Annotated in this window: 27 protein-coding genes; 17 read left to right on the plus strand and 10 right to left on the minus strand. The window is 53.3% G+C overall.

Translation table 11 applies throughout. The features are described 5' to 3' along the window. Positions 1-16 precede the first annotated feature (16 nt). The 4 genes from MWU63_RS09220 to coaBC form a co-directional block, all read right to left on the minus strand. A complete protein-coding gene (locus tag MWU63_RS09220; RefSeq protein ID WP_213887615.1) occupies positions 17-2,041 on the minus strand; it encodes a M3 family metallopeptidase in 2,025 nt (674 codons plus the stop codon). Between the two features lie 67 nt (positions 2,042-2,108). Beyond that, positions 2,109-3,164, minus strand: coding sequence for a HesA/MoeB/ThiF family protein (locus MWU63_RS09225; protein ID WP_213887614.1), 1,056 nt, complete (start codon positions 3,162-3,164; stop codon positions 2,109-2,111). Next, complete coding sequence (gene dut, locus MWU63_RS09230) at positions 3,164-3,631, minus strand: dUTP diphosphatase (RefSeq protein ID WP_213887613.1); 468 nt, start codon at positions 3,629-3,631, stop codon at positions 3,164-3,166. Before dut ends, MWU63_RS09225 begins: the two co-directional genes overlap by 1 nt. Beyond that, entirely contained in the window at positions 3,628-4,824 is a 1,197-nt protein-coding gene (gene coaBC, locus MWU63_RS09235; RefSeq protein WP_213887612.1) for a bifunctional phosphopantothenoylcysteine decarboxylase/phosphopantothenate--cysteine ligase CoaBC, read from the minus strand. The genes dut and coaBC overlap by 4 nt, the downstream gene beginning before the upstream one ends. Before the next feature lie 277 nt (positions 4,825-5,101). On the opposite strand from coaBC, the gene cobU reads away from it, so the two are divergent. The 5 genes from cobU to MWU63_RS09260 all read left to right on the plus strand — a co-directional run bounded on the left by cobU (position 5,102) and on the right by MWU63_RS09260 (position 9,638). Continuing rightward, positions 5,102-5,641 (plus strand): bifunctional adenosylcobinamide kinase/adenosylcobinamide-phosphate guanylyltransferase, encoded by a 540-nt coding sequence (gene cobU, locus MWU63_RS09240; protein WP_213887777.1) that lies wholly within the window; start codon positions 5,102-5,104, stop codon positions 5,639-5,641. Beyond that, the gene (locus tag MWU63_RS09245) at positions 5,638-6,207 is read left to right on the plus strand and encodes a histidine phosphatase family protein (protein WP_247077640.1); all 570 of its coding nucleotides are present in this window, start codon (positions 5,638-5,640) and stop codon (positions 6,205-6,207) included. The genes cobU and MWU63_RS09245 overlap by 4 nt, the downstream gene beginning before the upstream one ends. A gap of 88 nt (positions 6,208-6,295) precedes the next feature. Next, positions 6,296-7,168, plus strand: coding sequence for a glutathione S-transferase (locus MWU63_RS09250; RefSeq protein ID WP_213887610.1), 873 nt, complete (start codon positions 6,296-6,298; stop codon positions 7,166-7,168). 51 nt (positions 7,169-7,219) lie between these two features. Continuing rightward, a complete protein-coding gene (locus tag MWU63_RS09255; protein WP_213887609.1) occupies positions 7,220-8,737 on the plus strand; it encodes a YifB family Mg chelatase-like AAA ATPase in 1,518 nt (505 codons plus the stop codon). Positions 8,738-8,948: 211 nt separating this feature from the next. Continuing rightward, positions 8,949-9,638, plus strand: coding sequence for an OmpW family outer membrane protein (locus MWU63_RS09260; RefSeq protein ID WP_213887608.1), 690 nt, complete (start codon positions 8,949-8,951; stop codon positions 9,636-9,638). Between the two features lie 86 nt (positions 9,639-9,724). Here the strand turns inward: MWU63_RS09260 and MWU63_RS09265 are convergent, their stop codons facing one another. The 4 genes from MWU63_RS09265 to rsmI are packed head-to-tail and all read right to left on the minus strand — an operon-like array spanning position 9,725 to position 12,886. Continuing rightward, positions 9,725-10,636, minus strand: a complete 912-nt coding sequence (locus MWU63_RS09265; RefSeq protein ID WP_247077642.1) for an alpha/beta hydrolase — start codon at positions 10,634-10,636, stop codon at positions 9,725-9,727. Next, a complete protein-coding gene (gene gshB, locus MWU63_RS09270) occupies positions 10,637-11,581 on the minus strand; it encodes a glutathione synthase (protein ID WP_213887606.1) in 945 nt (314 codons plus the stop codon). A 55-nt stretch (positions 11,582-11,636) separates the two neighbouring features. Beyond that, positions 11,637-11,990, minus strand: coding sequence for a YraN family protein (locus tag MWU63_RS09275; RefSeq protein ID WP_213887605.1), 354 nt, complete (start codon positions 11,988-11,990; stop codon positions 11,637-11,639). Further along, the gene (gene rsmI / locus MWU63_RS09280) at positions 11,987-12,886 is read right to left on the minus strand and encodes a 16S rRNA (cytidine(1402)-2'-O)-methyltransferase (RefSeq protein ID WP_246531575.1); all 900 of its coding nucleotides are present in this window, start codon (positions 12,884-12,886) and stop codon (positions 11,987-11,989) included. Before rsmI ends, MWU63_RS09275 begins: the two co-directional genes overlap by 4 nt. 57 nt (positions 12,887-12,943) lie before the next feature. Between rsmI and MWU63_RS09285 the strand changes: the two genes are divergently transcribed. The 3 genes from MWU63_RS09285 to murJ are packed head-to-tail and all read left to right on the plus strand — an operon-like array spanning position 12,944 to position 18,424. Beyond that, positions 12,944-14,116 carry a penicillin-binding protein activator gene (locus MWU63_RS09285; protein WP_213887604.1) on the plus strand — a complete coding sequence of 391 codons (1,173 nt, stop codon included), beginning with the start codon at positions 12,944-12,946 and terminating at the stop codon, positions 14,114-14,116. A 28-nt stretch (positions 14,117-14,144) separates the two neighbouring features. Continuing rightward, positions 14,145-16,895, plus strand: coding sequence for a [protein-PII] uridylyltransferase (locus MWU63_RS09290; protein WP_247077719.1), 2,751 nt, complete (start codon positions 14,145-14,147; stop codon positions 16,893-16,895). Then, a complete protein-coding gene (gene murJ / locus MWU63_RS09295; RefSeq protein ID WP_213887602.1) occupies positions 16,892-18,424 on the plus strand; it encodes a murein biosynthesis integral membrane protein MurJ in 1,533 nt (510 codons plus the stop codon). The genes MWU63_RS09290 and murJ overlap by 4 nt, the downstream gene beginning before the upstream one ends. 11 nt (positions 18,425-18,435) lie before the next feature. On the opposite strand, the gene MWU63_RS09300 is transcribed toward murJ, so the two are convergent. Further along, positions 18,436-19,119 (minus strand): rhomboid family intramembrane serine protease, encoded by a 684-nt coding sequence (locus MWU63_RS09300; RefSeq protein ID WP_213887601.1) that lies wholly within the window; start codon positions 19,117-19,119, stop codon positions 18,436-18,438. An 80-nt stretch (positions 19,120-19,199) separates the two neighbouring features. Between MWU63_RS09300 and trpS the strand changes: the two genes are divergently transcribed. From trpS to MWU63_RS09320, 4 genes are all read left to right on the plus strand, one after another. After that, complete coding sequence (gene trpS, locus MWU63_RS09305) at positions 19,200-20,222, plus strand: tryptophan--tRNA ligase (RefSeq protein WP_213887600.1); 1,023 nt, start codon at positions 19,200-19,202, stop codon at positions 20,220-20,222. Between the two features lie 98 nt (positions 20,223-20,320). After that, positions 20,321-20,809 (plus strand): VOC family protein, encoded by a 489-nt coding sequence (locus MWU63_RS09310; RefSeq protein ID WP_213887599.1) that lies wholly within the window; start codon positions 20,321-20,323, stop codon positions 20,807-20,809. A gap of 82 nt (positions 20,810-20,891) precedes the next feature. Beyond that, on the plus strand, positions 20,892-21,755 hold the full coding sequence (locus MWU63_RS09315; RefSeq protein WP_247077645.1) for a branched-chain amino acid aminotransferase: 864 nt from the start codon (positions 20,892-20,894) through the stop codon (positions 21,753-21,755). Between the two features lie 60 nt (positions 21,756-21,815). Further along, entirely contained in the window at positions 21,816-22,271 is a 456-nt protein-coding gene (locus MWU63_RS09320) for a universal stress protein (RefSeq protein ID WP_213887597.1), read from the plus strand. Between the two features lie 47 nt (positions 22,272-22,318). Here MWU63_RS09320 and MWU63_RS09325 read toward each other — a convergent pair whose 3' ends face one another. Further along, positions 22,319-22,930, minus strand: coding sequence for a LysE family translocator (locus MWU63_RS09325; RefSeq protein WP_213887596.1), 612 nt, complete (start codon positions 22,928-22,930; stop codon positions 22,319-22,321). Positions 22,931-23,160: 230 nt separating this feature from the next. Here MWU63_RS09325 and fosX point away from each other — a divergent pair, with 230 nt between their 5' ends. From fosX to MWU63_RS09350, 5 genes are all read left to right on the plus strand, one after another. Next, a complete protein-coding gene (gene fosX, locus MWU63_RS09330; RefSeq protein ID WP_213887595.1) occupies positions 23,161-23,562 on the plus strand; it encodes a FosX/FosE/FosI family fosfomycin resistance hydrolase in 402 nt (133 codons plus the stop codon). A 97-nt stretch (positions 23,563-23,659) separates the two neighbouring features. After that, complete coding sequence (locus MWU63_RS09335) at positions 23,660-24,220, plus strand: NifU family protein (protein WP_213887594.1); 561 nt, start codon at positions 23,660-23,662, stop codon at positions 24,218-24,220. Further along, a complete protein-coding gene (gene tsaB / locus MWU63_RS09340) occupies positions 24,210-24,845 on the plus strand; it encodes a tRNA (adenosine(37)-N6)-threonylcarbamoyltransferase complex dimerization subunit type 1 TsaB (RefSeq protein ID WP_247077647.1) in 636 nt (211 codons plus the stop codon). Before MWU63_RS09335 ends, tsaB begins: the two co-directional genes overlap by 11 nt. Beyond that, the gene (locus MWU63_RS09345; RefSeq protein WP_213887592.1) at positions 24,842-25,255 is read left to right on the plus strand and encodes a GNAT family N-acetyltransferase; all 414 of its coding nucleotides are present in this window, start codon (positions 24,842-24,844) and stop codon (positions 25,253-25,255) included. The genes tsaB and MWU63_RS09345 overlap by 4 nt, the downstream gene beginning before the upstream one ends. Positions 25,256-25,444: 189 nt before the next feature. Further along, entirely contained in the window at positions 25,445-26,434 is a 990-nt protein-coding gene (locus tag MWU63_RS09350; RefSeq protein ID WP_213887591.1) for a BMP family ABC transporter substrate-binding protein, read from the plus strand. The last annotated feature ends 4 nt before the right edge of the window (positions 26,435-26,438 follow it).

Raw genomic sequence — 26,438 nt, forward strand, 5'->3', positions numbered from 1 at the left:
CAACGTCCTGTTTAGATCATGCCTGAATCAACCCGCGCCCTTTCAGCAATGCCTCAACCCCCGGCATCCGCCCGCGAAATGCTGTATAGAGGGTATCGGGTTCTTCAGAGCCACCCGCCGACAAGATATGCTTTTCAAGTTTTTCCGCCATCTCCGGGTCAAACGCACCGTCCGCTTCCTCAAAGGCCTCAAAGGCGTCGGCATCCATTACTTCTGACCACATGTAGCTGTAATAAGCACTGGAATAGCCGTCGCCTGAAAAGACATGGGCAAACTGAGGTGTCCGGTGGCGCATTTCAATCGCATGCGGCATACCTATTTCTTCCAAAATCTCGGACTGTTTCGCAATCGGATCGGATGGAGCAGCGCCTTCGTGAAAAGCCAAATCAACAAGGGCAGATGCGACATACTCAACCGTCGAAAAGCCCATATCATAAGTCTGTGCCTCCAGAAGACTGTCTAACAACGCCTTTGGCATTGGTTCACCTGTCTCGGCATGTACTGCATACTTTGCTAACACCTCTGGAACTTCCAGCCAGTGTTCATAAAGCTGGCTTGGCAGTTCAACGAAGTCCCGTGCAACAGAGGTGCCGGAAATGGATTCGTAGGTTACGTCCGACAACATTTGATGCAGAGCGTGCCCAAATTCGTGAAACAACGTCCTTGCGTCGTCATAGGACAACAATGCGGGTCTGCCCGCAGAAGGTTTGGCAAAGTTGCAGACGTTTATGACGATGGGCTGCTTTTCACCGCCAAGCTTCTTTTGAGATCGCATTGCAGAACACCAGGCACCCGAACGCTTTGAGCCGCGCGCAAAATAGTCTCCAATGAATACAGCAATATGCTTGCCGCTACGCGTGACATCCCATGCTCGCGCATCACTATGATAAAGCGCAACATCAAGCGGTTTGAACTTCAAACCAAAAAGCCGAGTGGAGCAGTCAAATGCAGCCTCTATCATTTTATCGAGCTGAAGATACGGTTTAAGTTCCGCCTCATCGAGATCATGTTCTGCCTTGCGGCGCATTTCCGAGTAGTAGCGCCAGTCCCAGGGTTCCAGCACACCATTCACACCGTCGTCCTGCATCATATGCGTCAGAACCCCTGCATCTTTATCGGCTTGTGCCTTGGCGGGCGACCAAACCTGCATCAGCAAATCACGCACGGCTGCGGGCGTTTTCGCCATTTCGGTTTCAAGCTTGAAATCAGCAAAACTTTTGTAGCCCAGCAATTCTGCGCGTTCCTGACGTAGCGCCAACGTTTCTGCGGCGATAGCCCGGTTGTCTGTTGCACCGTTATTTGCGCCGCGTGCCGCCCACGCGCGGTACGCTTTTTCGCGCAGATCGCGGCGGCTGGAGAACTGAAGGAATGGCACGATGAGCGAGCGAGACAGGGTCACCACATGCCCGGAAACACCCTTTTCCTCGGCTGCTGACTTTGCGGTGTCGAGTACAAATTGCGGCAAACCCTCAAGATCGTCAGCTCCCAATTCCATGAACCAATCTCGTTCGTCAGCCAGCAGGTTCTGCGTGAACTCGGTTCCAAGCACGGCGAGCCTGTTTGTTACCTCTTTCAAGCGTTCACGATCGCACCCTTGCAGGTTGGCCCCTGCCCTTACAAAACTGCGTCTTGTTAGCATCAATACGCGGTCTTGCTCGCTGTTCAAACACAGTGAATCGCGACTTTTCCAAAGAGTTTCAATACGTTCAAACAACACCGCATTCATGAACACTTCAGAAGAATAAGCGGCCAGTTTAGGTGCGAATGCGCGTTGCAGTGCCTCGCGTTCCGGATTGCTGTCTGAACCAGCGAGCGTATAGAAGACAGACAAAACCTTATGCAAGGCCTCGCTGGAAAGCTCCAGCGCCTCAATTGTATTGGCAAAACTGGCTGGCTCTGGATTTTTCGCTATCGCATCAACGTTCGCGCGGTCTTTGGCAAGCGCGGCTTCAAAGGCAGGCATGAAATCGTCGTCCGAAATCTTGTCAAACGGGGCAATTTCAAACGGTGTATTCCATTGCGATAGCAGCGGGTTTGTCATGGCGCGTATCTCCTTTGACAGCAAGCTATGGCGCGAGCGAGGAGAGTTCCAGACCCGAAATCTAATTCTAGGCAGTCTTATCTTTTTCGTGAGCACCAGAGTAGCAAACAGGGCAATCTGAACGTGGTTTCAACCCGATCCGGCGCGATTCCCCGTAAAGGGCATCATAAATCAGCATTGCATTGTGAAGCGGCGTTCCTGCACCCGTGATCACCTTGATCGCCTCAACTGCCATCATGGACCCAACGACGCCCGGCAGCGGACCAAGCACACCGGCTTCCGAACAGGACGGCGCAAGCTCTGGCGCTGGAGCTTCGGGGAAAATGCACTGATAGCAGGGCGTGGCCTTGGCCGGATCAAACGTGCTGATCTGGCCCTCCCATTGAGTCAGGGCCCCGGAGACAAGAGGTTTCGCCGCCGCAACACATGCCCGGTTTACAAGATAGCGGGTATCAAAATTATCAGTGCCATCAAGCACGATGTCATAGTCAGCAATCAGTTCAGCAGCGTCAGTTTCATTTAAGCGGCGATTGTACGGCTTCACGACAACATTGGGGTTTTGCGCAAGCATTGCGCGTTCAGCGGAAAAAACCTTTGGGATGCCAATATCCGCGTCCCGATGGATGACCTGCCTTTGCAGGTTGGAATTGTCGACGATGTCGTCATCGACAACACCTATGGTCCCTACACCCGCTGCCGCGAGATACAGCAATGCGGGTGAGCCGAGCCCGCCTGCCCCGATCACCAGAACACGCGCCTCTTTCAACTTTTTCTGCCCCGGTCCGCCAAGTTCACGCAAGACAATATGGCGTGCGTATCGATCTAGTTCAGTCTCTGTAAACAAACCATTTGAAGGCTTTTCTGCTGGTGTAGGCTTCGCTTTCAGCCGCTTCAAAAGACGGGAATATCCGTAAATCAGGGCGATAGCGCCGCCCAGTACAAGCCAGCCACCGGCGGTGCCACCAATGCTCTGCCGTAACGGATTTTCGTCAGGAAGCGTGAAATGCGCAAGTAATACAGCAAGATAGAGAACGCCGATCATCGCCCAGCGCATCCGATAAGGGGCCCGCATCAGGTGCCCGATGCCCCAGAGCACACAGGAAAGAAAAAGAAAAAACGCCATCAGCCCCGCCCGGTCGACCCAAATCCGCCCTGACCACGCGCCGTATCAGAAAGGCTTTCAGCCAGTTGAAAGCCAGCCTGAATCACAGGTGCCACAATCATCTGTGCAATGCGATCTCCATGCGCGATGTGAAACGTCTCCTGCCCGGCGTTCAGCACGATCACCCCTAGTGGGCCGCGATAGTCGCTGTCGATTGTCCCAGGTGCATTTGGAAGCGTAATACCGTGTTTCAGCGCAAGTCCAGATCGCGGCCTGATCTGCACTTCGAACCCCGGCGGAATTTCGAGCCGCAGGCCTGTCTGAACAAGTGCACGTGCGCCGGGTGCAAGATGAATTCCCGTTTCACGCTGATCCGGTGCAAGGTTTGCTCTCAGATCCGCGCCCGCAGCACCCGCAGTCTCGTAAGAGGGAAGCGCAATGGCGTGATCAGCGTCGTCTGTGCGGGTCAACCGGATGAGCGGAATCATGAAAGCGCCTCGGCAATTTTAGCGGCAAGGCGTTCGGAAACGGCGGCTTTTGTCATGCGCGGCCAGTTGTCTGCCCCATCCGCGCTGATCACGGTAACGGCATTTTCTGCGCCCCCCATGATACCGGTTTCCGGTGACACATCATTTGCGACGATCCAGTCACACCCCTTTCGCTCAAGCTTGGCAGTTGCATGCGCGATCACATCGTCGGTTTCGGCGGCAAAACCAACAACCAGGTTTGGACGATCTTTTTTCATCTTAGAAACCGTGGCCAGAATATCCGGATTTTCGGCGAATTCTAATACTGGGAGTGCACCACTGCCGTCTTTCTTGATCTTGGAGTCCGAAGCAGAAGCCACACGCCAATCAGCAACGGCAGCGGCAAAAACTGCGGCATCAGCCGGCAAAGCCGACGTAACAGCCGCAAGCATCTCATTAGCGGTATTCACACGTCTGACGGCCATACCCACAGGCGGATCAACCTCCGCGGGTCCGGTTATGAACGTAACCTCCGCCCCCAAAGCCGCAAGCGCACGGGCAATCGCAGTGCCCTGCGCACCAGACGACCGGTTGGCTATATATCGGACCGGATCAATCGGTTCATGTGTCGGGCCAGAGGTTACGATGATGTGTTTGCCTTTGAGTGGACCTGAGACAAGCGCAGCTTCGACCGCTGCCACGATTTCCAATGGTTCGGCCATGCGACCGGGGCCATATTCGCCGCATGCCATATCACCCTCGTTCGGACCGACAAAAAGGATGCCGTCACCTTTCAGGGTCGCAATGTTGCGCCGGTTCGCCGGGTGCTGCCACATACGCACATTCATCGCCGGAGCAACAAGTACGCGTTTGTCCGTGGCCATCAAAAGTGTCGATGCAAGGTCATTCGCCAGACCACCCGCCATCTTTGCCATCAAATCCGCGGTTGCCGGAGCAACAACAACGAAATCCGCAGAACGAGAAAGCTCTATATGGCCCATTTCGGCCTCATCCGTCAGATCAAACAGATCGCGGTAAACTTTTTCAGCGGCCAGTGCAGATGTCGACAGTGGCGTTACAAATTCTTCAGCGGCGCGCGTCAGCACCGGGGTCACAGTTGCGCCGCGTTCACGCAACCGACGGATCAGATCAAGCGACTTAAACGCCGCGATCCCACCGCCGATGATCAGAAGAATGCGTTTTCCAGCAAGCATGACCAGGCCTTTCTGTTCTTTACAACAAAGGTTTACGGCCCCGGGACCAGAGTGACAAGCAAACAAAGTTTTAGATCGAGGCGCGTACCGCGCCATTTTTTCTGGCACTTCGTGCGATTTTGCGCTCCGCGCGGGGATATTTAAGGGATAAAGAAAGCGGTGATTTGAAATGCGACGAAAGCCAGCGTCAGGTTTGCATCTGGTCTTTCCGGCGATAATGTACTGTTTTATCGCTATCAGCATTCGGTGTTGTTGCGACAAATTGATAACAAAGGAAATGCTCATGCTCCCTTCGCTCAGCCTTGTGGTTGGAGGTGCTGCTTCTGGTAAATCCGCGTTTGCAGAAAGGTTGGTTGCGCGTAGCGAACGGCCCAGGGTTTACATTGCGACAGCGAAAAGTTTTGACGCCGAAATGGAAGCGAAAATCGCTGATCACAGAGAAAGGCGGGGCCCGGACTGGCGCACTGTTGAAGCACCATTTGATGTAACAGATGCATTGGTTGGTGCGGGTGCTGCTGAGGTTGTGCTTTTTGATTGCGCGACACTTTGGTTAACAAACCATCTGCTGGCAGAGCATGACCTTGTTGCCAAAGAAGCCCATCTTTTGGCCGCACTTACCAACTGTGCAGCACCAGTTGTTGTTGTCAGCAATGAGGTAGGTGCAGGCATTGTGCCTGAAAACGCGCTTTCGCGGCAGTTTCGAAACGCACAAGGCCAGCTTAATCAACGGCTTGCCGAGGTTTCTGACCTTGTGGTTACAGTGATGGCAGGTTTGCCAATGGTTCTGAAGGGCGATTTGCCGAAAGGTTGGCTATGACAACCTGGTGGTGGGTTCGACATGGGCCGACGCATCGTAAAGATATGATTGGCTGGACAGATGCTCCTGCGGATTTGTCTGATGTGTACAGGCTTCGTCGATTGCATGAATTCTTACCTGCCCAAGCGCCGGTTGTTTCTTCTGATCTCAGTCGCGCATCGGACACAGCGAGCGCGATACAGGGGCAGCGGGCCCGTCTGCCCCATGTGCGTGCTTTAAGAGAAATCAATTTCGGCAGCTGGGAAGCGCGTCATTTTGATGAGATCGACAGCGAAGAGGACTCGTTGATCCGCCAGTTCTGGGAAATGCCCGGCGATCTTGCAGCCCCGGACGGCGAAAGCTGGAATGAACTATCGTCACGTGTCAGCGCGTTTGTCGACACGCATGACGCTCCCGCACATATCATAGCAGTTGCGCATATGGGCACCATTTTGACCCAGGTGCAGCGCGCGCTTGGGCTGAGTGCCTATGAAACACTGGCGCAGAAGATCGAGAATTTTTCTGTGACAGCGCTCACCCACGACAACGGTGTATGGCACGCGCGCCACATCAATCATCATCCTTGATGAGTATTAGCAAAAATATTCGTTTTATTGATGGTCGATCATTCGCTACCCTCTGGTTCCAACACATTTTAACACAGGGTTTGCAGACATGACTTACGATCTGGCTATCGGTGATCGCGCATATTCCAGCTGGTCACTTCGTGGGTGGCTGTTGTTTGAAAATTTTAGTCTACCCTATCGCCTTCATATCGGAAGGCTTTACTCAGACGACTTGCCTAACCTGCTGCGTGACTTTGCACCGTCACGCACTGTGCCCGCGATCAAACTACAGGATGGTACAGTGGTCACAGACACACTGGCGATGGCTGAAGAGCTTGCAAGTCGCCATCCCGAAGCCGGAATTTGGCCGAAAGACCCGAAAGCCCGCGCCATTGCGCGGCGCCTGGCAGCGGAAATGCATTCGAGCTTTGGGGCGTTGCGAGAGGCTTGCCCAATGAATTTGCGGGTTGCGTATTCAAGCTTTGAGCCAAGTGAAGAGGTTGAGGCTGATTTAGAGCGCATTGCATTGATATGGGACACTGCGCGCGCTGAACTTGGTGTCGATGGTCCCTGGCTTTGCGGCGCTTATTCAGCCGCAGACGTGTTTTTCGCGCCAGTGGCAGCGCGCGTTGCGGGTTATGGTCTGCGTGTGAGCGAGAGCGCTCAAGCCTATGTTGATGCCCACCTGGCAGACCCGGCTTTTCGCCGTTGGCGCGCAATGGGTCTGGTCGACGGACCGGATCAGCCTTTCTATAAACGAGATTTCACCACTTGCGATTGGCCCGGCCCAAGACCCGTTGCAGCGCATTCCGTCGCACTTGGTACGCCGGAAAACGAAACCTGCCCTTATTCCGGAAAACCATCGACGCATCTTATGGAGGTTTCAGGTCGGACTTTTGGGTTCTGTAACGCATTTTGTCGCGACAAGACAGTCGCTGACCCTGAGGCCTGGCCGGGTTTCATGGAAATTTACCAGTCGTAAACCATCCCTCTTTATCCGTTAACTCATTGGTTAATGCGGTGAGGAAGGCCCATGGTTGCACGCGCCTACACGGTCGCCTTTGAGGGAATAGAAGCGCGTAAAGTAGAGGTGCAATGTGCAGTTGCACCCGGCCTGCCCGCGTTCACGATTGTCGGCTTGCCCGACAAGGCGGTCAGCGAAGCACGCGAGCGGGTGCGCGCAGCACTGACATCAATGTCAATCGCATTGCCGTCAAAACGGATCACCATCAACCTGTCACCTGCTGACTTGCCCAAAGAAGGGTCTCATTTTGACCTGCCTATCGCTTTGGCGCTTTTGGCTGCCATCGAGATTATTCCACGTGACGCTGCAGAAAGCATTGTCGCACTCGGAGAGTTGTCTTTGGATGGGTCCCTGATCGGGGTCGTTGGGGCCTTGCCTGCTGCTATGGCTGCAGCTGAAGACGACCGGGCTTTGCTTTGCCCGAGTGTTTGCGGCGCAGAGGCCGCGTGGGTGGGCGCGACAGAAGTTCTGGCGGCAAAAACACTGATCGAAATCGTCCAACATTTCAATGGACAATCACGCCTTCCGGCCGCCGATCCCGGAGAAGTACACCCGGTGGCAGGCAACCGTGATCTGCGCGACGTGAAAGGACAGGAACGGGCCAAACGCGCGCTTGAAATTGCTGCAGCCGGGCGCCACCACGTGCTGCTGATCGGGACACCCGGATCAGGCAAATCCATGCTTGCAGCGCGAATGCCGGGGATTTTACCACCGCTATCAGCCACCGAAGCACTGGAAACATCTATGATCCATTCGCTTTCCGGTTTGCTGGACGAAGGTGGCATTTCGCGCGCACGCCCCTTTCGTGAGCCGCATCATACCGCTTCGATTGCAGCTATAGTTGGCGGAGGTAGAAATGCAAAACCGGGTGAGATTTCGCTTGCCCACAACGGTGTTCTGTTCATGGACGAATTCCCTGAATACCCGCGTGCGGTGCTGGAAACGTTACGGCAACCCATCGAAACCGGCGAAGTTGTGATTGCGCGTGCAAACGCACATGTGCGCTATCCTTGCCGCTTTATGCTGGTTGCTGCAGCCAACCCCTGCAAATGCGGATACTTGTCGGACCCGGCAAGGGCGTGTTCCCGTGCACCAAACTGTGGTGAGGAATACCTTGGGCGGATTTCTGGGCCGCTGATGGACAGGTTTGATCTGCGAATCGATGTTCCACCGGTTGCCTATACTGACCTCGACCTTCCACCAAGTGGGGATACGTCTGAGCAGGTAGCAGCTCGTGTTGACAGCGCACGCGCAGTACAGGACCAACGCTATGAAGGGTATGAGAGTGTGCGTGTTAATGCAGATGCTGAGGGACAATTGCTTGAAGATGTCGCAACGCCGGATGCAGAGGGGCGTGCACTTCTGGCACGAATAGCAGAACGCTTTGGACTATCGGCTCGAGGATATCATCGCGTGCTACGCGTGGCGAGAACCATCGCTGACCTTGAGGGGGAGGAAAACGTGACACTGCCACATGTTGCCGAAGCAGTCAGTTATCGGCTGCCAGCGTCTTCTGCAGGGAACTGAGTCTTACAAATTGTGAAAACCCAATAAATGTTCGGTTTCCAAAATAGGTTTTCGGAAATAATGAGTACGAAAACGCGACAAAACAGCACTTCTTAACAAAAAGTTAACAAGCTTGATATGAATCAAAAACAAGTTTGAAGGAGAGTCCTAAAGCTCCTGTCAGAAGAGGGCGATTCGTATATTGAGGGTCGCTGAAATCAGGAGAAGATAGATGAAAACGAAACTCTTTGGAAAAGTTATTTCCGCGACTTTGGCCGCGCTGCTCTGTTCTACAGCAGCCGCTTCAGCAGGTAGTATGACCACCGCGCCAGCAGAAACAGACGTGGCTGCTCCAGTTGCTACCCCTGCTAACCCATGGGCTGGTACGAAATGGATGTTCCGTGCCAGGGCGCTTGGCGTTCTGCCGGATGAAAGCAATGGTCTTTTAGGCGGTGCGCCAGCAGCCTTAACAGCTGAAGATGCCGTCGTACCAGAGTTTGATATTACCTACTTCTTCAATGACAACTTTGCAGCAGAGCTTATCCTTGCTGTGACACCGCATGACGTGTTCTTAGGTGCCGCGCAAATTTCTAACGTTTTGCTTTTGCCGCCAACACTGACATTCCAGTACCACCACCCTTTGGGTGCGTTTAAACCCTATGTCGGTGCTGGCATTAACTACACGACCATCATTGATAGTGACCCAACCGCTGCCATTGGTGGCGTTGACGATTGGGATTCATCTTTTGGACTGGCAGCACAGGTTGGCTTTGACTACGCCATTGACGACAAATGGAGCTTCAACGTGGACGTCAAGAAGCTCTGGCTGAACCTTGATGCAACAGTCACCGGTGCAGCAACTCCGGCAAGTGTTGACCTTGACCCATGGCTGGTTGGTGTCGGTATTGGTTACCGCTTCTAATTCTCTCAATATCTAAAAGTAATATTGAAAGCGTCTTTGTTAAGGCGCTTTCTTTTTCGTTTTTGAGGTCTCGAAAACTGAAGGCGTCAGGTTTCCAACTGGCCATGGATAAACCCGGCTGTTTCTAAAAGCGCAGCCCGCGCCTCAGGCATCAAGCCATCAAACAATTGCCAGACATGCGAAACATCAGGCCAGAGAACATCAGTCACTTCTGCTCCGAATTCGCGAAGCCGCGCCGCCATGCGAAGTGTATCGTCGCGCAAAATCTCGCTCTCCGATGCCTGAAAGAAAACCGGCGGACAATTTGGGAACTCTGCGTAAAGCGGTGAAATGCGTGTATCATCGGCGTCCTCTTCAGAAACAACCATGTCGCGCAACACCGGAATTCGTTCTGGTGAGAACAACACATCAGCCTGCGCATTTTCCCGCAGTGATGCGCCGGTCACCAAAAGGTCTGTCCAGGGTGAGAACGCAAAAGCTGCTCTTGGGGTTCGTCCTTGCTGGCAAAGTTTGGCAAGCACGGCAAGGGCCAATCCACCGCCAGCACTATCACCACCAACAATGATATCGGATGGCTTGTACCCACGCGTCAGGAGCGCATCATACGATGCCATTGCGTCGTCAAAAGCGGCTGGAAAAGGAGATTCAGGGGCCAGTCCGTAGTTTGGTAAAAACACCTGCAGCCCCGTCAATCGTGACAAACGGGCCAACATCGCACGATGTGTCCGCGTACTGCCTGCAATGTAACCGCCCCCGTGAAAATAGAGCAAAACTTCGCGTGTTTTAACCCGGCCTGAAGACACCCATAGCGCCCTTTCCGGGCCGTTGTTGGTCTTGTAAGACGCGGGCAAGAACAGCGAAAACGGAGGTGGGCGAAACAACAACCGGGCGAGCAGGGTAAAACTGCGGCGTGCCCTTTTTGGATTTGCCTCTCTGCGAAGCAGGGGCTTTACCAAAGTTCGACACAAGACATTGAACAGCCGCAGTTGCAGGCTCATCTACTTCCCTTTGCGTGCCTCGATCGCGAGCCAGATTTTTTCGGCAACGTTTGTGCCGTCGAACCGCTCAAGTTCCTGAATACCGGTTGGCGAGGTCACGTTTATTTCGGTCAGGTAGTCGCCAATCACGTCGATCCCAACGAAAATCTGTCCCTTTTCTTTCAGCAGCGGACCAATTGCCGCGCAGATTTCAAGGTCGCGCTCAGACATGCCAATTTTTTCTGGCCGCCCACCAACATGCATGTTGGAACGTGTTTCACCTGCTGCAGGCACCCGGTTGATCGCACCAACAGGTTCGCCATCAACAAGAATAATCCGTTTGTCGCCGTTTGAAACATCCGGCAGGAATTTCTGCGCGATGAGGGGTTCGCGGTTAATGCCCGCGAAAAGTTCATGCAGCGACGCGAGGTTTCGGTCACTATGTTCCAGCCGGAACACCCCGGCCCCACCGTTCCCGTAAAGCGGTTTCAGGATGATATCGCCATGTTCTGCCTTGAACTGGCGTAACGTGTTGAGATCGCGCGCAATCATGGTTGGTGGCGTGAGGTCAGGAAAATCAAGCACAAGCAGTTTTTCGGGATAATTCCGCACCCAAAAGGGGTCATTCACCACCAGAGTATCCGGGTGAATTCGGTCAAGCAGGTGGGTCGTCGTGATATAGCTCATGTCAAAGGGTGGGTCCTGACGCAGCCAGACAACATCCCAGTCTGCCAGATCAATCTCTTGCTCTTTGCCAAGTTTGAAATGATTGCCCTTTTCACGCCGCACTTTCAGCGGCCAACCCTTGGCCATGATGCGGCCGCTGCTATAAGCAAGCTTGTCAGGTGTGTAATAAAACAATTCATGCCCGCGCGCCTGTGCCTCTTCGGCAATGCGAAAACTGCTGTCGGCATCAATATCAATGGGGCCAATCGGGTCCATCTGAATGGCAACTTTCAACGGCATGGCGAGGGCTCTCCTAATTCACGTTGTCCCTACATGGAGGATGATGCGAAACGGTTCAATGGCCGAAGGCATTTTCGATGATCTGCAACGAACCACTTGCATCGACCAGCGCCACATCAAACCGAGCATCGGTGTTTTGCCCTGCCGGTTCGCCCGCCAAAAACTCCGAAGCGGTGGCGTAGATACGTTGCATCTGGTTTGGACGAATACGTTCGGCGGCACGGGCAAAGTCCCTGCTCTTCTTAACCTCGACAAAAATCAAATGCGCGCCATCCTGAACGATCAGATCAATTTCGCCTCCCGTTCCTCGCCAGCGCATTGCCCTGATTTCACATCCTTCTGCCAAATAGTGGCGTGCTACAATTTCCTCTGCGGATAGACCGGCAAGGTAAGACGTTCTACCGCTCATCTGTTTTTCGCCATTGCCAGTGCCGCCTGATAAACAGTTCTGCGTGGAATCGACAGCGCCTCTGAAACTGCGTTGGCCGCGTCCTTGACAGACATTGATTTCAACGCGTTCCCCAGCGCCTCTTCCATCGTGGCAGCGTCCGCTCCCTCACCACGTGCGCGATCAATCAGAACCACGATTTCGCCTTTGACGCTTCGCTCTGCGAATACCTGATTGAGTTCAGCAACAGAGCCACGAACGACTTCTTCAAATTTCTTGGTAAGTTCACGGCAAACCGCTGCCGATCTTTCGCCCCCAAACACAGTTTCACAAGTGCCAAGAAAACTTTTTAGTCGCTTCGGAGATTCGTACAATACCAGCGTACCTGGAATATCGCGTAGATCTTCCAGAAATTTTTGCCGCTGTCCTTTGGCATTTGGCGCAAAACCAGCAAAGAAAAACCTGTCGGTTGGAAGGCCTGCGATGCTAAGTGCTGCAAGTATTGCCGAAGGCCCCGGCGCGCTGGTCACCAAGTAACCCGCCTCGATTACAGCTTTGCTCAACGCATAGCCCGGGTCGGCAACAAGCGGTGTGCCAGCCTCTGACGCATAGGCCACTGATTTGCCTTGTTCCAGCATTGCCAAAAGTCGCGGACGCACCTGCGCACCGTTGTGATCATGATAGGCAATTAATGGACGGTCCCCTAGTGGGACGCCGTGAATTTCCATTAACTTTCGCGCCGTACGGGTGTCTTCAGCCGCTATTACATCAGCAGAAGCCAGAATATCAAGTGCACGCAGCGTAATGTCTCGCGCGCTGCCGATCGGTGTCGCCACGAAATACAGACCGGCGGACAATGGCTTCTTTTGAAAATTCACCTGTGATTCCGCCTTTTGCTTTTCGTTTACACTTGTCATTCAACCGCTTACTCTGGCAAGGCTCGTATGTTGTGCCGAGGGAGTGAGGATAACCCTATGTTTGCTGTTTTGAGTTCTGCCCGCAAGTCGCTGGGAATTGCTTTCGTTTTACTATCTGTTGTTTTGCTTGCGGCTTGTCAGCCCGGCGGACTTGGAGGTGGTCCATCAATTAATACGAACCGTCCGGTTGCCGTCGCGCTTCTGGTTCCACAAGGGTCAGTTAACCCGGGCGATTCTGTTTTGGCACAAAGTTTGGAAAATGCCGCACGTCTTGCGATTTCAGACCTAGAGGGTGTGCAAATTGATCTGCGGGTTTATCCAACTGCCGGTCTTAGTGGCCAAGCCGCCGAAGCGGCGCGCCGTGCCGTTAACGACGGGGCGAAAATTATCCTCGGCCCGGTTTTTGCTGACGCAGCGAACGCCACAGGCGTCGCAGTTGCAAACCGCAACGTCAACGTTCTGTCTTTTTCGAACAATACAGAGATTGCAGGCGGAAACGTTTTTGTCCTAGGCAACACATTTGAAAACACCGCGAACCGGTTGGTTAGTTACTCGGTCAGCCAGGGGCGTAGCAACATCATGGTCGTGCATGGTCAGGATATCTCAGAAGAAATTGGGCGTGATGCGATCATTTCAGCAATTGGTCGAAGCGGTGGCACCCTTGCGGGAGTAGCAGGATTTGAACTATCGCAACAAGGCTTGATTGACGCCATTCCTGGCATTGCGGGTCAGGTGCAGTCTTCGGGTGCGCAATCAGTGTTCTTCACCTCTGGTACCGACGGGGCCTTGCCTTTGCTGACGCAACTTTTGCCGGAAAACGGTGTCGAGACAGATGTCAGCCAGTTTATTGGTCTGCGCCGCTGGGACATCCCTGCAACTGCGTTGGCCTTGCCCGGCGTGCAAAATGGGTGGTTTGCGCTGCCTGATCCCGCACTGAATGATCGCTTTCGTGATCGTTACGCAGCCGCCTATGGCACCCCGCCGCACCCTATTGCCGGTTTAGCCTATGACGGAATCGCCGCAATTGGCGCGTTGATCAAATCAGGTCAGTCTGATGCTCTAACAACCGCCGCACTGACCCAAGGATCAGGCTTTGTAGGAGTGAACGGAGTGTTCCGCTTGCTTCCAGATGGAACCAACCAACGCGGGCTGGCGATTGCCCAGATCCGCGAGAACCAGGTTATTGTAATTGACCCTGCCCCACGCTCCTTCACAGGAATCGGTCTCTGAACCGATCCTCTTAACGCAACCGTTTCTTGTGCCGGACGATTTGATTTGTCCGGCACAAGAAATATTTGACCATGGTGCCGTTGTGACTGCACTGCTGGCTGCCTTGCCTGAGGCCGAAGACAGTAAGGCCATTCGCGCACTCACCGTAAAAGTATTGACGGACGCTAAAAAGCGCGGGAACGCGGCAATACGAGACGCGTTCAAAGCCAGACCACTTGATGCGCGCCCCACGACACGCGCCTATACCTATCTGGCTGACAGCCTTGTTGCTGTTACGTTATACGTTGCGCAGAACTGGCTGCATCCGTTGTCAAACCCAACAGAAGGGGAACGATTGACCCTTGTGGCAGTCGGTGGGTACGGCCGTGCGGAAATGGCACCGCATTCCGATATCGATCTTCTGTTTCTGACGCCCTATAAAATCACCCCATGGGCCGAAAGCGTCATTGAATCAATGCTTTACATCCTTTGGGATTTGCGCCTGAAGGTTGGGCATTCAAGCCGGACCATTCGCGATTGCCTCACCCTTGGGCGCGAAGATTATACTATTCGCACGGCGCTGCTTGAGCATCGCTATCTTGGTGGGAATGAACCACTTGCAGCGAAACTCAAGCAGGTTTTGTGGAAAGACCTGTTTCGAAACACCGCCTCTGACTTCATCGAGGCGAAACTTGCTGAACGCGCAGAGCGCCACAGAAAGCAAGGTGGTCAACGCTATGTGGTTGAGCCAAATGTCAAAGAGGGCAAAGGCGGGCTACGCGATCTTCAATCGCTGTTCTGGATCGCAAAATACGTTCACCGGGTGCACGACACGACAGAGCTTGTCTCTGTCAAAGTGTTCACACAGGAAGAGTTTGACAGGTTTGACCAGGCGGAAAGCTTCTTATGGGCCGTCCGGTGCCACCTGCACCTGATCACCAACCGTGCAATGGATCAGTTAACATTCGATCTGCAAGTCGAAGTGGCCTCAAGCATGGGTTACACAGATCACAGTGGGCGGCGAGCGGTTGAGCATTTCATGCAAGATTATTTTCGCCATGCAACAAGCGTGGGGGAACTAACCCGCATCTTCCTGACTGCACTTGAAGCGAGCCACGTAAAACGTGCGCCAAGCTTGATGCGCTTCCTGAGACGACGGAAGAAACTCAAACCCGGCTATAAGCTCGTGCAAAACCGCCTCAGCATCACAGGCGAGAAGGCTTTTTTAAGCGAGAAATTAAACATCCTTCGCATTTTCGAAGAGGCCCTTCGCACTGGTTATCTGATTCACCCGGATGCCATGCGGCTGATCGCGGCGAACCTCGATCTGATCGACGATGACATGCGTAAAGACAAGGAAGCCGTGCGCATCTTTCTTGATCTGCTTTTGAAACACGGTAACCCTGAACGTGCGCTGCGGCGCATGAACGAACTTGGCGTGCTTTCAGCATTTATCCCGGATTTTGAACCGATTGTGGCGATGATGCAGTTCAATATGTACCATCACTACACCGTTGATGAGCATACGATTCAGTGCATTTCTGTCCTTGCCCAGATTGAACGCGAGGAACTGGTTGAAGAACTACCCGTTGCTTCTGGCATCCTGAAAGAGGGTGTTAACCGGAAGGTTTTGTATTTTGCACTGCTGTTGCATGACATTGGCAAGGGTCGCCCAGAGGACCATTCGATCTTTGGGGCACGGGTTGCGCGAAGATTAGCGCCCCAATTTGGTTTGAAACCCGACGAATGTGATGCCGTCGAATGGCTTGTACGTTATCATTTGCTGATGTCGGATATGGCACAAAAGCGCGACATTGGTGATCCGCGTACTATTCGCGATTTTGCAAAAGCGGTAAAAACCAGGAAGCGACTTGATTTGCTGACAGTTATGACCGTCTGCGACATCCGCGGAGTTGGCCCGACAACATGGAACAACTGGAAGGCCATGCTGCTGCGCCGACTGCACGCCGAAACTGCCTCTGCACTTGAGACGGGCTATGAAACCCTCAATCACGCCGCCCGCAGCAATGAAGCAAAGCGCACCTTGCGCGAGGCTTTGTCTGATTGGGACAAAAAAGATCTGCGCGTTGAAACGTCTCGCCACTATTCACCTTACTGGCAAGGCCTTCAGACAGCCCAGCACGAGATTTTTGCACGCCTGCTTCTTGGGATCGGAGACGATGAAATCCGCATGGACCTTAAGCCGGACCAAGACAGAGATGCGACGCAAGCCGCCTTCGCGCTGGCCGATCACCCGGGGATTTTTTCCCGTCTTGCAGGGGCGTTGGCGCTGGTTGGGGCCAACGTCGTTGACGCGCGGACTTACACTTCAAAAGACGGGTTTGCGACGGCTGTTTTTTGGATACAGGACGCCGAGGGGCACCCCTACGAAGTCAATCGCCTTAACCGGTTGCGCAGCATGATCAACAAGACGCTGAAAGGCGAAGTGATTGCACGGGACGCCCTGAAAGACCGCGACAAAATTAAGAAACGCGAACGTGAATTCCGTGTTCCAACCTCGATAACTTTCGATAATGACGGCTCGGAAATTTATACGATTATCGAGGTTGATACCCGTGACCGACCGGGCCTGCTTTACGATCTGACCCGCACAATGGCGACGTCAAACGTCTATATAGCATCCGCAGTTATCGCGACCTACGGCGAACAGGTGGTCGATACATTCTATGTAAAAGACATGTTCGGGCTAAAGTTCCATTCCGAAGCAAAACAAAAAACGTTGGAAAAACGGCTTCGCGATGCGATCCGGCAAGGCGCCGAAAGGGCACAATCAGAATGAGAATGATGGGCGGGTTCTTTACGGTTGGGTTCTGGACTCTCGCAAGCCGGATACTGGGATTTGTTCGTGATGTTCTGATCGCGGCTTACCTGGGAACCGGTCCGGCGCATCAGGCGTTTGTTGCGGCTTTTACCCTGCCAAACCTGTTTCGGCGCTTCTTTGCAGAAGGCGCATTTAACATGGCCTTCGTGCCCATGTTTTCGAAGAAGCTGGAAAGTGGTGATGACCCCATAGGGTTTGCCAAAGACGCGTTTTCCGTGCTGACAACCATACTGATTGTGCTGACCGTCGTCGCGCAACTGATAATGCCTTGGTTGATCTATGCCCAGGTGGCAGGATTTGCCGGTACGCCAAAGTTTGATCTGGCGGTTGACTACGGACGTATAGCATTTCCCTATATTATTTTCATTTCACTGGCTGCTTTGCTGTCAGGCGTTTTGAATTCAACGGGGCGGTTCGCAGCCGCCGCAGCCGCGCCCGTTTTGCTGAACATTCTTTTCATATCCTCAATGATCCTTGCGGCATTTCGGGGCTGGGATATCGCGTCGGCACTGATCTGGACCGTCCCCATTGCCGGTGTCTTGCAAATGGCTCTGGTCTGGTGGGCGGCACGCCGCGCAGGTTTTACGATTACACTGAGCTGGCCGCGCTGGACGCCCGAGCTTAAACGTCTGGCTATCATCGCAGCCCCCGCAGCCCTTGCCGGCGGCGTTGTGCAGATCAACCTCCTCGTTGGACGGCAAGTTGCGAGCCAGTTTGATAAAGCGATTTCATGGCTCTACAACGCAGACCGCCTCTATCAATTGCCCCTCGGCGTTGTTGGCATTGCGATTGGTATTGTTCTGTTGCCAGAGCTTTCAAGACGGTTGCAAGCCGATGACAGCAAAGGCGGGCAAGAAGCGCTTAGTCGCGCCGGGGAAATGGCGCTTGCGCTTACTTTGCCTTCGGCCGTTGCGTTGCTGATTGTGCCAATGCCGCTTGTCCAGGTTCTGTTTGAACGCGGGCTGTTTACCGCTGATGACACTGCCGCGACTGCGCTCGTGGTTGCAATCTATGGGTTGGGCCTGCCTGCCTTCGTGCTGCAAAAGGTGTTGCAGCCATTGTTTTTCGCCCGAGGAAATACCAAAACCCCGTTTTATTACGCCTTGATTGCGATGGTTCTGAATGCAGTGATCGCAATCGGTCTTGCACCGTTTATCGGCTATGTTTCAGCCGCACTGGCAACAACCTTTGCTGGCTGGGCAATGTTCTGGTTGCTTTGGGCCGGATCGCGCCAAATGGGCAATGCGGCACTGTTCGACGCCCGCTTCAAGCAAAGACTGTGGCGTCTTATCGTAGCCTCTGCCCTTATGGGCGCGTGCCTTTTGGTGACTATGTTAGTGATCGGACCAATGTTTGGAATTGCCGGATGGCGATATCTGGCTTTGTTGATTCTGGTCGCCTCCGGCACCGTCAGCTACGCTTTGTTCGGCCACTGGCTGGGTGCGTTCAATGTCGCTGATTTCCGTGCTGCAATGCGCCGACGATAAAACCGCCACCACTATCTGCGGCGTAGGACGGCCATAACGTGGGACCACCCGCCGGGACAAACAAAGAAGGAAAGACCAAAGCCTGTTGCAAAACCTGCAACATCGGCGACCCAGTCTTTACCACCACCGAAGAACAGACCGAAGATCAATTGGATGCCCAGTAGGAACGCAATCAAGGTAAAGGCGCGGTACTTGTTGGCGCCATGTGCCGCAAGATTGACCCAAAGCAAAAAGGTAAATGCACCGATCAAGCCGTAGACAGCCGGATACCCGCCGATAAGCCCTGCCCGTTCGTTCAATAAGCCGTAAACTATCGCCCCAACAATCGACGCGCCAAAAAATACGGCAAGCACAGCCCAGGCGCGAAAAACCTCACCCACCATCTTGCCAAGGGCCAGCACGAAAACAACGACAAATAGCATATGGGTAAAGCTCACATGCACAAACGAGTAGGTTACATAACGGATCAAGTTGTCACCAGAAAAGCGGCCCGTTTCGAGCATCCAGTTTTGCAATCCACCCGGCACCGCGTAGGTTTCAAGCGCTGATAGGCGCCAGCCAACAGCTTCGGCGCCACCCAAAAGGCCACGCGCACCCAGATTGAACAATACCTCGATACCAAAAATCAAAGCGGCCAGTGCCACCACCACTGGTGGTAACGGGTTTACGGGTGACGCATTGGGATCACTGCTCATATCATTGGCTCCATTGGTTGACGGCCTGTTTCCCCATGGGTAAGGCAGCCAGTAGTATAAATCCAGATGGAGTAAGCATAATGACAGAGGTGGTCCATACACCCCGTGTCTTTTCAGGCATCCAGCCTTCGGGCGGCCTGACCCTTGGCAACTACCTTGGCGCACTGAAGCGTTTCGCGCAGGCACAGGACAGGGGTATTGAAACGATTTATTGCATGGTCGACCTGCATGCGATCACCGTCTGGCAAAACCCTGACGATTTGCGCCGTGCAACGCGCGAACTTGCGGCAGGCTTCATTGCCTCTGGAATTGACCCTGAAAAATCGATCCTTTTCAACCAAAGCCAGGTTGCAGAGCACGCGCAGCTCGCGTGGATCTTCAACTGCGTTGCCCGTATGGGATGGCTGAACCGGATGACCCAGTTCAAGGATAAAGCTGGCAAGAACAGAGAGAATGCTTCTGTCGGGCTCTTTGCCTATCCGAACCTTATGGCGGCAGACATTCTGGTTTACCACGCGACACACGTTCCGGTAGGCGAAGACCAAAAGCAGCATCTGGAATTGACACGCGATATCGCAACGAAGTTCAATAATGACTTCGGCGTCGATTTTTTCCCAATCACCGAACCCGTTATTGAAGGCGCTGCAACACGGGTGATGTCACTGCGTGACGGCAGCAAGAAGATGTCAAAATCTGATCCGTCCGACGCAAGTCGCATCAACATGACCGATGATGCTGACACTATCGCGAAGAAGATTCGTAAGGCAAAAACCGATCCGGATGCTCTGCCGTCGGAAAGCGCGGGATTGGCAGACCGCCCAGAAGCAAAGAACCTTGTAAATATTTATGCCGCTCTTGCTGATCAGACGGTCGACGCTGTGCTTGCCGATGTGGGTGGCAAGCAGTTCTCAGAATTCAAGCCAATGCTGTCTGAACTCGCGGTCGAAAAGCTGTCACCAATCTCAGGCGAAATGGCGCGTCTGATGCAGGACACGTCAGAGATTGATCGAATACTGGGCCTCGGCGCAAGCAAGGCCAGCGCAATTGCACGACCAATTCTTGAAAAAACTTATGACATTGTCGGGATGATCCGGTCCCGCTGACGCTCTGCTTCAATGCACAGACTCTGCGCGCGCCCTTGGGATGAAAGGGGGCGCGTTGATTGCTATGTTGTTGGGGAGCATCACAAAGGATTAGCCCCATGACAACTGCGCATCCGGAAACCCGAATTGGTCATGTGCATCTGAAAGTCGCCGATCTTGAGCGCGCGATCGATTTTTATTCGGGTGTTCTGGGCTTTGAGCTTCAGACCCGGTACGGAACAGAAGCCGCCTTTTTATCTGCCGGTGGGTATCACCATCATATTGGTCTAAACACTTGGCATAGCGCGGGTGGCACACCACCACCTCCTGGCCATACCGGTCTGTTTCATACAGCGTTTCTCTACCCGAACCGCGCAGAGCTTGCCCGTGCGGTGCGCCAAGTGATCGACGCCGGTATCAAAATAGAGGGCGCGTCAGACCACGGTGTCAGCGAAGCCGTTTATCTGAGTGATCCAGATGGTAACGGCATAGAGCTATACGTGGATCGTGCCGAAAAAGACTGGCCACGTTCCACAGATGGCAGCCTGGCCATGACGACGGCGCGGCTGGATTTAGAAGCGCTGTTGGCAGAGGCTGACACACTTTAATGTCAGAAAAAATGTCTCATTTTGGGTCTGGACGTCTGACTTAAACCTCCGTTACGCTCCGCGCGACAAAGGGAGAAGCATCATGGTCATCGGTATAAATATCCGCACCTATTTTAAAGGAAGCTGGCACACGGGTGACGTGCCGGTCATTCGTGCGGCGGATCATGGGGCATGGCTTGGGACGACCGTCTTTGACGGCGCGCGCTTCTTTGAAGGCATTGCGCCCGACCTTCGGGCACACTGCGAACGCGTGAACCGTTCAGCGACAGCGCTGATGATCACGCCTTCTGTCAGCGCCGAGAAGATGGTGGAGCTTGTCTGGGAAGGGCTGAGCGGGTTTTCAAAAGATGCCGCAGTCTACATCCGGCCAATGTACTGGGCGATAAACGGCGGGCACAGCGGTATTATCCCCGCAGAGGGGGAACCGGGTTTTGCCATTTGTCTCGAAGAAATTGCTATGGCCCCCGCAGAAGCGTCTACAACGCTGACCACAACCCGTTTCCGGCGTCCTATGCTGGAAGACAATGTTGTGAATGCGAAAGCAGGGTGTCTTTACCCAAACAACGCGCGGATGCTGGCAGAGGCCCGCTCCAAAGGATACGCCAACGCACTGGTTGCGGATGCTGTTGGCAATGTCGCCGAAACCGCGACAGCCAATGTGTTCATGGTGAAAGATGGTGAGGTTTTTACGCCGATTCCAAACGGAACATTCTTGTCAGGGATCACCCGCGCCCGCCATATTTCAAACCTCTCAACAGATGGCCTTCGCATTCATGAAACTGTACTCAGTTTTGACGACTTCAGAGAAGCGGACGAGGTGTTTCTAACCGGAAACATGTCAAAAATTACGCCCGTCACTGAATTTGACGGCACGCATTATCAGGTTGGGCCCGTCACAAGACGTGCGAGAGAGCTTTACTGGGACTGGGCGCATTCAGCCAAGTGAATGGATGCTTGCGCGTATCGCAACGCTGGGTCATCATTGCGCTGTTAAAGGGAGCCCTACATGCGTAAGTTTCTGGTTGTGCTGGATGACAGCCGCGAATGCCTGAATGCCATGCGTTTTGCTGCGATGCGTGCAGCCAGAACAGGCGGTGGCGTAGAAATATTATCCATTATTCCACCTGACGAATTCAACCACTGGATCGGTGTCGGCGATTTGATGAAAGAAGAAGCGCGCGAACGAATCCATGCCCATTTTGAGGTTTTCGCAAAATGGATGCGTGACAAGCAAGGCGTTGACCCGGAACTGGTTATTCGCGAAGGCGAAGCTGTGGAAGAAATACTTGCTCAGGTAAATGAAGACCCGGAAGTTGGCGTTCTGGTGCTTGGTGCTGGCATAGATAAAAAAGGCCCAGGTCCGCTTGTGACGCAGATGTCCCGCGCCTCGGGCAACCTGCCGATCCCGTTGACCATTGTGCCGGGCGATTTGTCCAAGGAACGGCTGGAAGCGATAACTTAAGCCCAAAAAGAGTTACGCTTTCCAAGTTTTAAAGAGCCTGATTGTTTCTAGCGCGCTGCAATAAGGGCCGCCGCACTTGCCATTATTCCAGCGCTGCAACGGTTGGCGACACGCACCGCTGCCGAACTTTTAAGTAAACTGCGGGCTCTGGCAGCCAAAGCCACCCAAACAAGGTCAATCGAAACAAGCACAAAAAGCATCGCTGCTGTTAGCTCGACCCAACCTGAAACTGTCAGTATTTTCAGGTCTATGATCGATGGCAATAACGCCATGTAAAACACCATGATTTTCGGGTTGCCCAAAGTCACTGCCAACCCGGCGGCAAACATCTTTGTTCCTGAACGACGCCCTGTCAGATCCGACACTTCGAATGCGACAGGAGCGGTCCACATCCTCCAGGCCAAATACACAAGGTAGAGAACACCAACCCATTTGAGCACCAAAAATGCTGCGTGAAATGACTCTGCGATAGAGGCCAAACCCCACACCGCGAGCGAGAGCCAGATTGCTTCGCCAAACCACATCGCCGCAAGAAATGGCATTACATCCCGGGGGCCGCGCGACAGTACTCTTGCGACAAGCGCAGCAATACTTGGCCCAGGTGAACCTGCAGCAACAAGCAAAGCGCCTGCAAACAAAACGAGCGATGCGAGCTCCATGGATAACAACTTTCCAAAAAAGCAACCTAGTAGATGTTTCGTAAAAGCGAACGAAGATGCAAGCCAGTAAGGTTCAAAAAGGCGAATTTAGAGATTCCTAGCTCAACTCAATTCACTAATATTTAGTAAATCGCGCGGTATAACTATCAGATCTGGTCTTGCTATCGATCATGGCATTACCGCAAATTCAAAATACGTTTTGACGAACGAACAAAAGGGAGCGATGGCAAATGATTGAAGGTCTCAGCCACATAACCTTTATCGTCAAAGATCTTGATCGTATGGAGAACATGCTGACAAAGGTTTTTGGCGCAAAAAAAATTTACGACAGCGGTGCTGGCACATTTTCAATTTCCAGAGAACGGTTTTTCGATATTGGCGGTCTTTGGATTGCCACGATGGAAGGGGAACCACTACCTGAACAAACGTATAATCACGTCGCTTTCAAGATATCCGATGCGGAATATGACGACTATCTGGACCGAATTAATGCGCTTGGCCTTAAGGTACGCACCGGGCGGTCGCGTGTCGAAGGTGAGGGGCGATCGATTTATTTTTATGACTACGACAATCACTTGCTAGAATTGCACAGTGGGACGCTGGAAGAGCGTCTTGCCCGTTACGCCAAGTAGCGTAGTTTTCGACGCTGCCCGGACGGTTTAGAACGGTTCTAAACCTTGACAAAACCCACGTCCGGGCGCATATCAAAGACGCGCTCAGGAGGCACGAATGTTTATCCAGACAGAATCTACCCCAAACCCAGCAACGCTGAAATTTTTGCCCGGTCAAACCGTTCTAGCGACGGGCACAGCAGATTTTCCCAATGCTGATGCGGCAACCAATTCACCGCTTGCCCAGCGTATATTCGCTGTGGAAGGTGTAAGCGGCGTGTTTTTTGGCGGTGACTTTGTTACGGTGACAAAGCCCGAAGAGGTTGACTGGAACCACATCAAGCCAGCGATCCTTGGCGCAATCATGGAACATTTTCAATCAGGCCAGCCCGCAATGCAAGGCGAAGCCGCAAATGCTGGTCATGCTGATCACGACGGCCCTGATGGTGAAATTGTAAACCAAATCAAAGATTTACTTGATACGCGCGTACGCCCGGCAGTTGCTCAGGACGGTGGTGACATCACCTTTCACGGCTTTGACAAGGGTATCGTCTATCTGCATATGCAGGGGGCCTGTGCGGGCTGTCCATCTTCGACACTGACCTTGAAAATGGGGATCGAAAACTTGCTGCGCCACTATATCCCGGAAGTCGTTGAGGTACGGCCTGTTGCCGCCTAAAGACCTTATCCTTGGCTTTGATACATCGGCCGCGCATTGCGCGGCCGCTTTGATATCTGGGGATCGCGTTCTTGTTCAAAAGTTTGAACCTATGCAGAAAGGTCAGGCAGAACGGCTTGTGCCTTTGCTTCAGGAGGTAATGGATGAGGGCGGTTCAGACTGGTCTGATCTTTCAGCAATCGGTGTTGGCATTGGCCCCGGTAACTTTACTGGCATTCGCATTTCCGTGTCAGCGGCACGTGGTCTTGCGCTCGCGCTCGACATTCCAGCGGTCGGCGTCTCTGGATTTGAGGCGCAGGCCTATGGCCAGAAAAAGCCAGTCTATTCCATCATTGATGCGCACCGTAACCAGATTTATCTTCAGAAAATCGGTGAGAATACTGTCGCTGAACCGCAATTGCTAGCACGCGAACAAAAAAAGTTTCTAAAATCTGAACAGGTGGTTGGAACATCGCTTGAAGATAGTTTGCCAAACATCTGCCTGCCAGCTTTCCCGCTTGCCGTTGCAATCGCATATCTTGCAGCCAAACGGTACAGAACGCAGCAGGCGCGACCCGCACCGCTTTACATTCGTGCGGCTGACGCTGCGCCCCCACGCGATCCGGCACCAGTTATTTTGCCATGACACCTGCGGAACTCGCCCATATTCACGCGTTATCCTTTGAAACGCCCCGCCCCTGGGACGAAAAGGAGTTCGCATCGTTGCTCAAGAGCCGGGGGGTGTTTCTGGTAAAAGACGAGGCGAGTTTTGCACTTGGCCGTGTCGTTGCCGATGAAGCAGAACTTTTAACTTTGGCAGTTCATCCGAATGAGCGAAGTGTGGGGTTGGGGCGTGCTCGCCTATTAGATTTCGAAGCGCAAGCCAAAAAGCTTGGGGCTCAAAAATCGTTTCTCGAAGTTGCGGCAAACAACAATGCCGCAATAGCGCTTTACCTGTCCGTCGGTTACTTGAAATGTGGCCAGCGGCGCGACTATTATCGGCGTCTGAACGAAGACGCCGTTGATGCGGTTGTCTTTGAACGCGAACTTTTCTGAACCTTAGGGCCCGTAAGTATTAAGATTTATCAAATCTGACGTCAGAATTGCGACCAAATGGTAAAAAGCTATTGACGCTCTCTTAGCGCTTCGGCCTTAATCGCGGATGATCAACCTAGATCTGCTCATAAACTCGGGGTGCGCTGGTATTCGGCCATCGTCCCATAAAAAACAAATCGGGAGAGTGTCATGACATTGATGCGAACATTCCTTGGCGCGGCTGCATCGCTCGCGCTGGCAGCTACGGCTGCTTTGGCCGATCCGGCTATCATTTTTGACCTTGGCGGGAAATTCGACAAATCCTTTAACGAAGCCGCCTTTACAGGTGCGACCCGCTGGGCCGAAGAAACCGGCGGCCAATTCCGTGAAGTAGAGCTTCAATCAGAAGCTCAGCGCGAACAGGCCCTGCGTCGCTTTGCCGAATCCGGCTCGAACCCGATTGTTATGGCTGGTTTCGCCTTTGCGTCCGCGCTTGAAACGGTTGCACCGGATTTTCCTGACACAAAATTTGTCATCATCGACATGGTCGTTGATCAACCAAATGTACGTTCTGTCGTGTTCAACGAACATGAGGGATCTTACCTTGTTGGGTTGTTGGCTGGCATGGCCTCAAAGACGGGTACGGTCGGGTTTGTAGGTGGTATGGACATCCCGCTTATTTCGAAATTCGCCTGTGGTTACGTTCAGGGTGTTAAGGCGGCGAACCCTGATGCAAATGTTATTCAGAACATGACGGGTACAACCCCTTCAGCATGGAATGACCCGGTGAAAGGTGGCGAGCTTACACGTGCGCAGATTTCGCAAGGCGCTGACGTGGTTTATGCCGCAGCTGGGGGAACCGGCCTTGGCGTTCTGCAAACCGCTGCTGACGAAGGTATCTTCTCTATTGGCGTGGACAGCAATCAGAACCACTTGCACCCGGGCTCAGTTCTGACCTCGATGACAAAACGCGTGGATGTTGCCGTCTACAACGCCTTCACCGAAGGGGCCGATCTCGAAACCGGCTTTAACGTGCTTGGCCTTTCGAATGACGGTGTTGGCTATGCGCTTGACGAACATAACGACGCTTTGCTGAATGATGAAATGCGCGCTGCTGTTGATGCAGCAAAGGCGCAAATTATATCCGGTGAAATCTCAGTCCACGACTATATGTCCGACGAATCCTGCCCGGTGATGTAAGGGC

It is taken from the genome of Pseudohalocynthiibacter sp. F2068, from assembly GCF_023015645.1.
GTDB classification, from domain to species: Bacteria; Pseudomonadota; Alphaproteobacteria; order Rhodobacterales; family Rhodobacteraceae; genus Pseudohalocynthiibacter; species Pseudohalocynthiibacter aestuariivivens.

Bases quoted from the DNA above. Each gene is read 5' to 3' on its own strand.
- rsmI (WP_246531575.1), bottom strand. From the start codon at position 12,886: ATGACAAGTGTAAACGAAAAGCAAAAGGCGGAATCACAGGTGAATTTT.
- MWU63_RS09275 (WP_213887605.1), bottom strand. From the start codon at position 11,990: ATGAGCGGTAGAACGTCTTACCTTGCCGGTCTATCCGCAGAGGAAATT.
- dut (WP_213887613.1), bottom strand. From the start codon at position 3,631: ATGATTCCGCTCATCCGGTTGACCCGCACAGACGACGCTGATCACGCC.
- MWU63_RS09345 (WP_213887592.1), top strand. From the start codon at position 24,842: ATGACACCTGCGGAACTCGCCCATATTCACGCGTTATCCTTTGAAACG.
- MWU63_RS09255 (WP_213887609.1), top strand. From the start codon at position 7,220: ATGGTTGCACGCGCCTACACGGTCGCCTTTGAGGGAATAGAAGCGCGT.
- MWU63_RS09250 (WP_213887610.1), top strand. From the start codon at position 6,296: ATGACTTACGATCTGGCTATCGGTGATCGCGCATATTCCAGCTGGTCA.
- MWU63_RS09325 (WP_213887596.1), bottom strand. From the start codon at position 22,930: ATGGAGCTCGCATCGCTCGTTTTGTTTGCAGGCGCTTTGCTTGTTGCT.
- MWU63_RS09265 (WP_247077642.1), bottom strand. From the start codon at position 10,636: ATGAGCCTGCAACTGCGGCTGTTCAATGTCTTGTGTCGAACTTTGGTA.
- murJ (WP_213887602.1), top strand. From the start codon at position 16,892: ATGAGAATGATGGGCGGGTTCTTTACGGTTGGGTTCTGGACTCTCGCA.
- cobU (WP_213887777.1), top strand. From the start codon at position 5,102: ATGCTCATGCTCCCTTCGCTCAGCCTTGTGGTTGGAGGTGCTGCTTCT.
- MWU63_RS09220 (WP_213887615.1), bottom strand. From the start codon at position 2,041: ATGACAAACCCGCTGCTATCGCAATGGAATACACCGTTTGAAATTGCC.
- MWU63_RS09335 (WP_213887594.1), top strand. From the start codon at position 23,660: ATGTTTATCCAGACAGAATCTACCCCAAACCCAGCAACGCTGAAATTT.
- trpS (WP_213887600.1), top strand. From the start codon at position 19,200: ATGACAGAGGTGGTCCATACACCCCGTGTCTTTTCAGGCATCCAGCCT.
- MWU63_RS09285 (WP_213887604.1), top strand. From the start codon at position 12,944: ATGTTTGCTGTTTTGAGTTCTGCCCGCAAGTCGCTGGGAATTGCTTTC.
- MWU63_RS09315 (WP_247077645.1), top strand. From the start codon at position 20,892: ATGGTCATCGGTATAAATATCCGCACCTATTTTAAAGGAAGCTGGCAC.
- gshB (WP_213887606.1), bottom strand. From the start codon at position 11,581: ATGCCGTTGAAAGTTGCCATTCAGATGGACCCGATTGGCCCCATTGAT.
- MWU63_RS09300 (WP_213887601.1), bottom strand. From the start codon at position 19,119: ATGAGCAGTGATCCCAATGCGTCACCCGTAAACCCGTTACCACCAGTG.
- coaBC (WP_213887612.1), bottom strand. From the start codon at position 4,824: ATGCTTGCTGGAAAACGCATTCTTCTGATCATCGGCGGTGGGATCGCG.
- fosX (WP_213887595.1), top strand. From the start codon at position 23,161: ATGATTGAAGGTCTCAGCCACATAACCTTTATCGTCAAAGATCTTGAT.
- MWU63_RS09260 (WP_213887608.1), top strand. From the start codon at position 8,949: ATGAAAACGAAACTCTTTGGAAAAGTTATTTCCGCGACTTTGGCCGCG.
- MWU63_RS09245 (WP_247077640.1), top strand. From the start codon at position 5,638: ATGACAACCTGGTGGTGGGTTCGACATGGGCCGACGCATCGTAAAGAT.
- MWU63_RS09225 (WP_213887614.1), bottom strand. From the start codon at position 3,164: ATGGCGTTTTTTCTTTTTCTTTCCTGTGTGCTCTGGGGCATCGGGCAC.
- MWU63_RS09350 (WP_213887591.1), top strand. From the start codon at position 25,445: ATGACATTGATGCGAACATTCCTTGGCGCGGCTGCATCGCTCGCGCTG.
- MWU63_RS09320 (WP_213887597.1), top strand. From the start codon at position 21,816: ATGCGTAAGTTTCTGGTTGTGCTGGATGACAGCCGCGAATGCCTGAAT.
- MWU63_RS09310 (WP_213887599.1), top strand. From the start codon at position 20,321: ATGACAACTGCGCATCCGGAAACCCGAATTGGTCATGTGCATCTGAAA.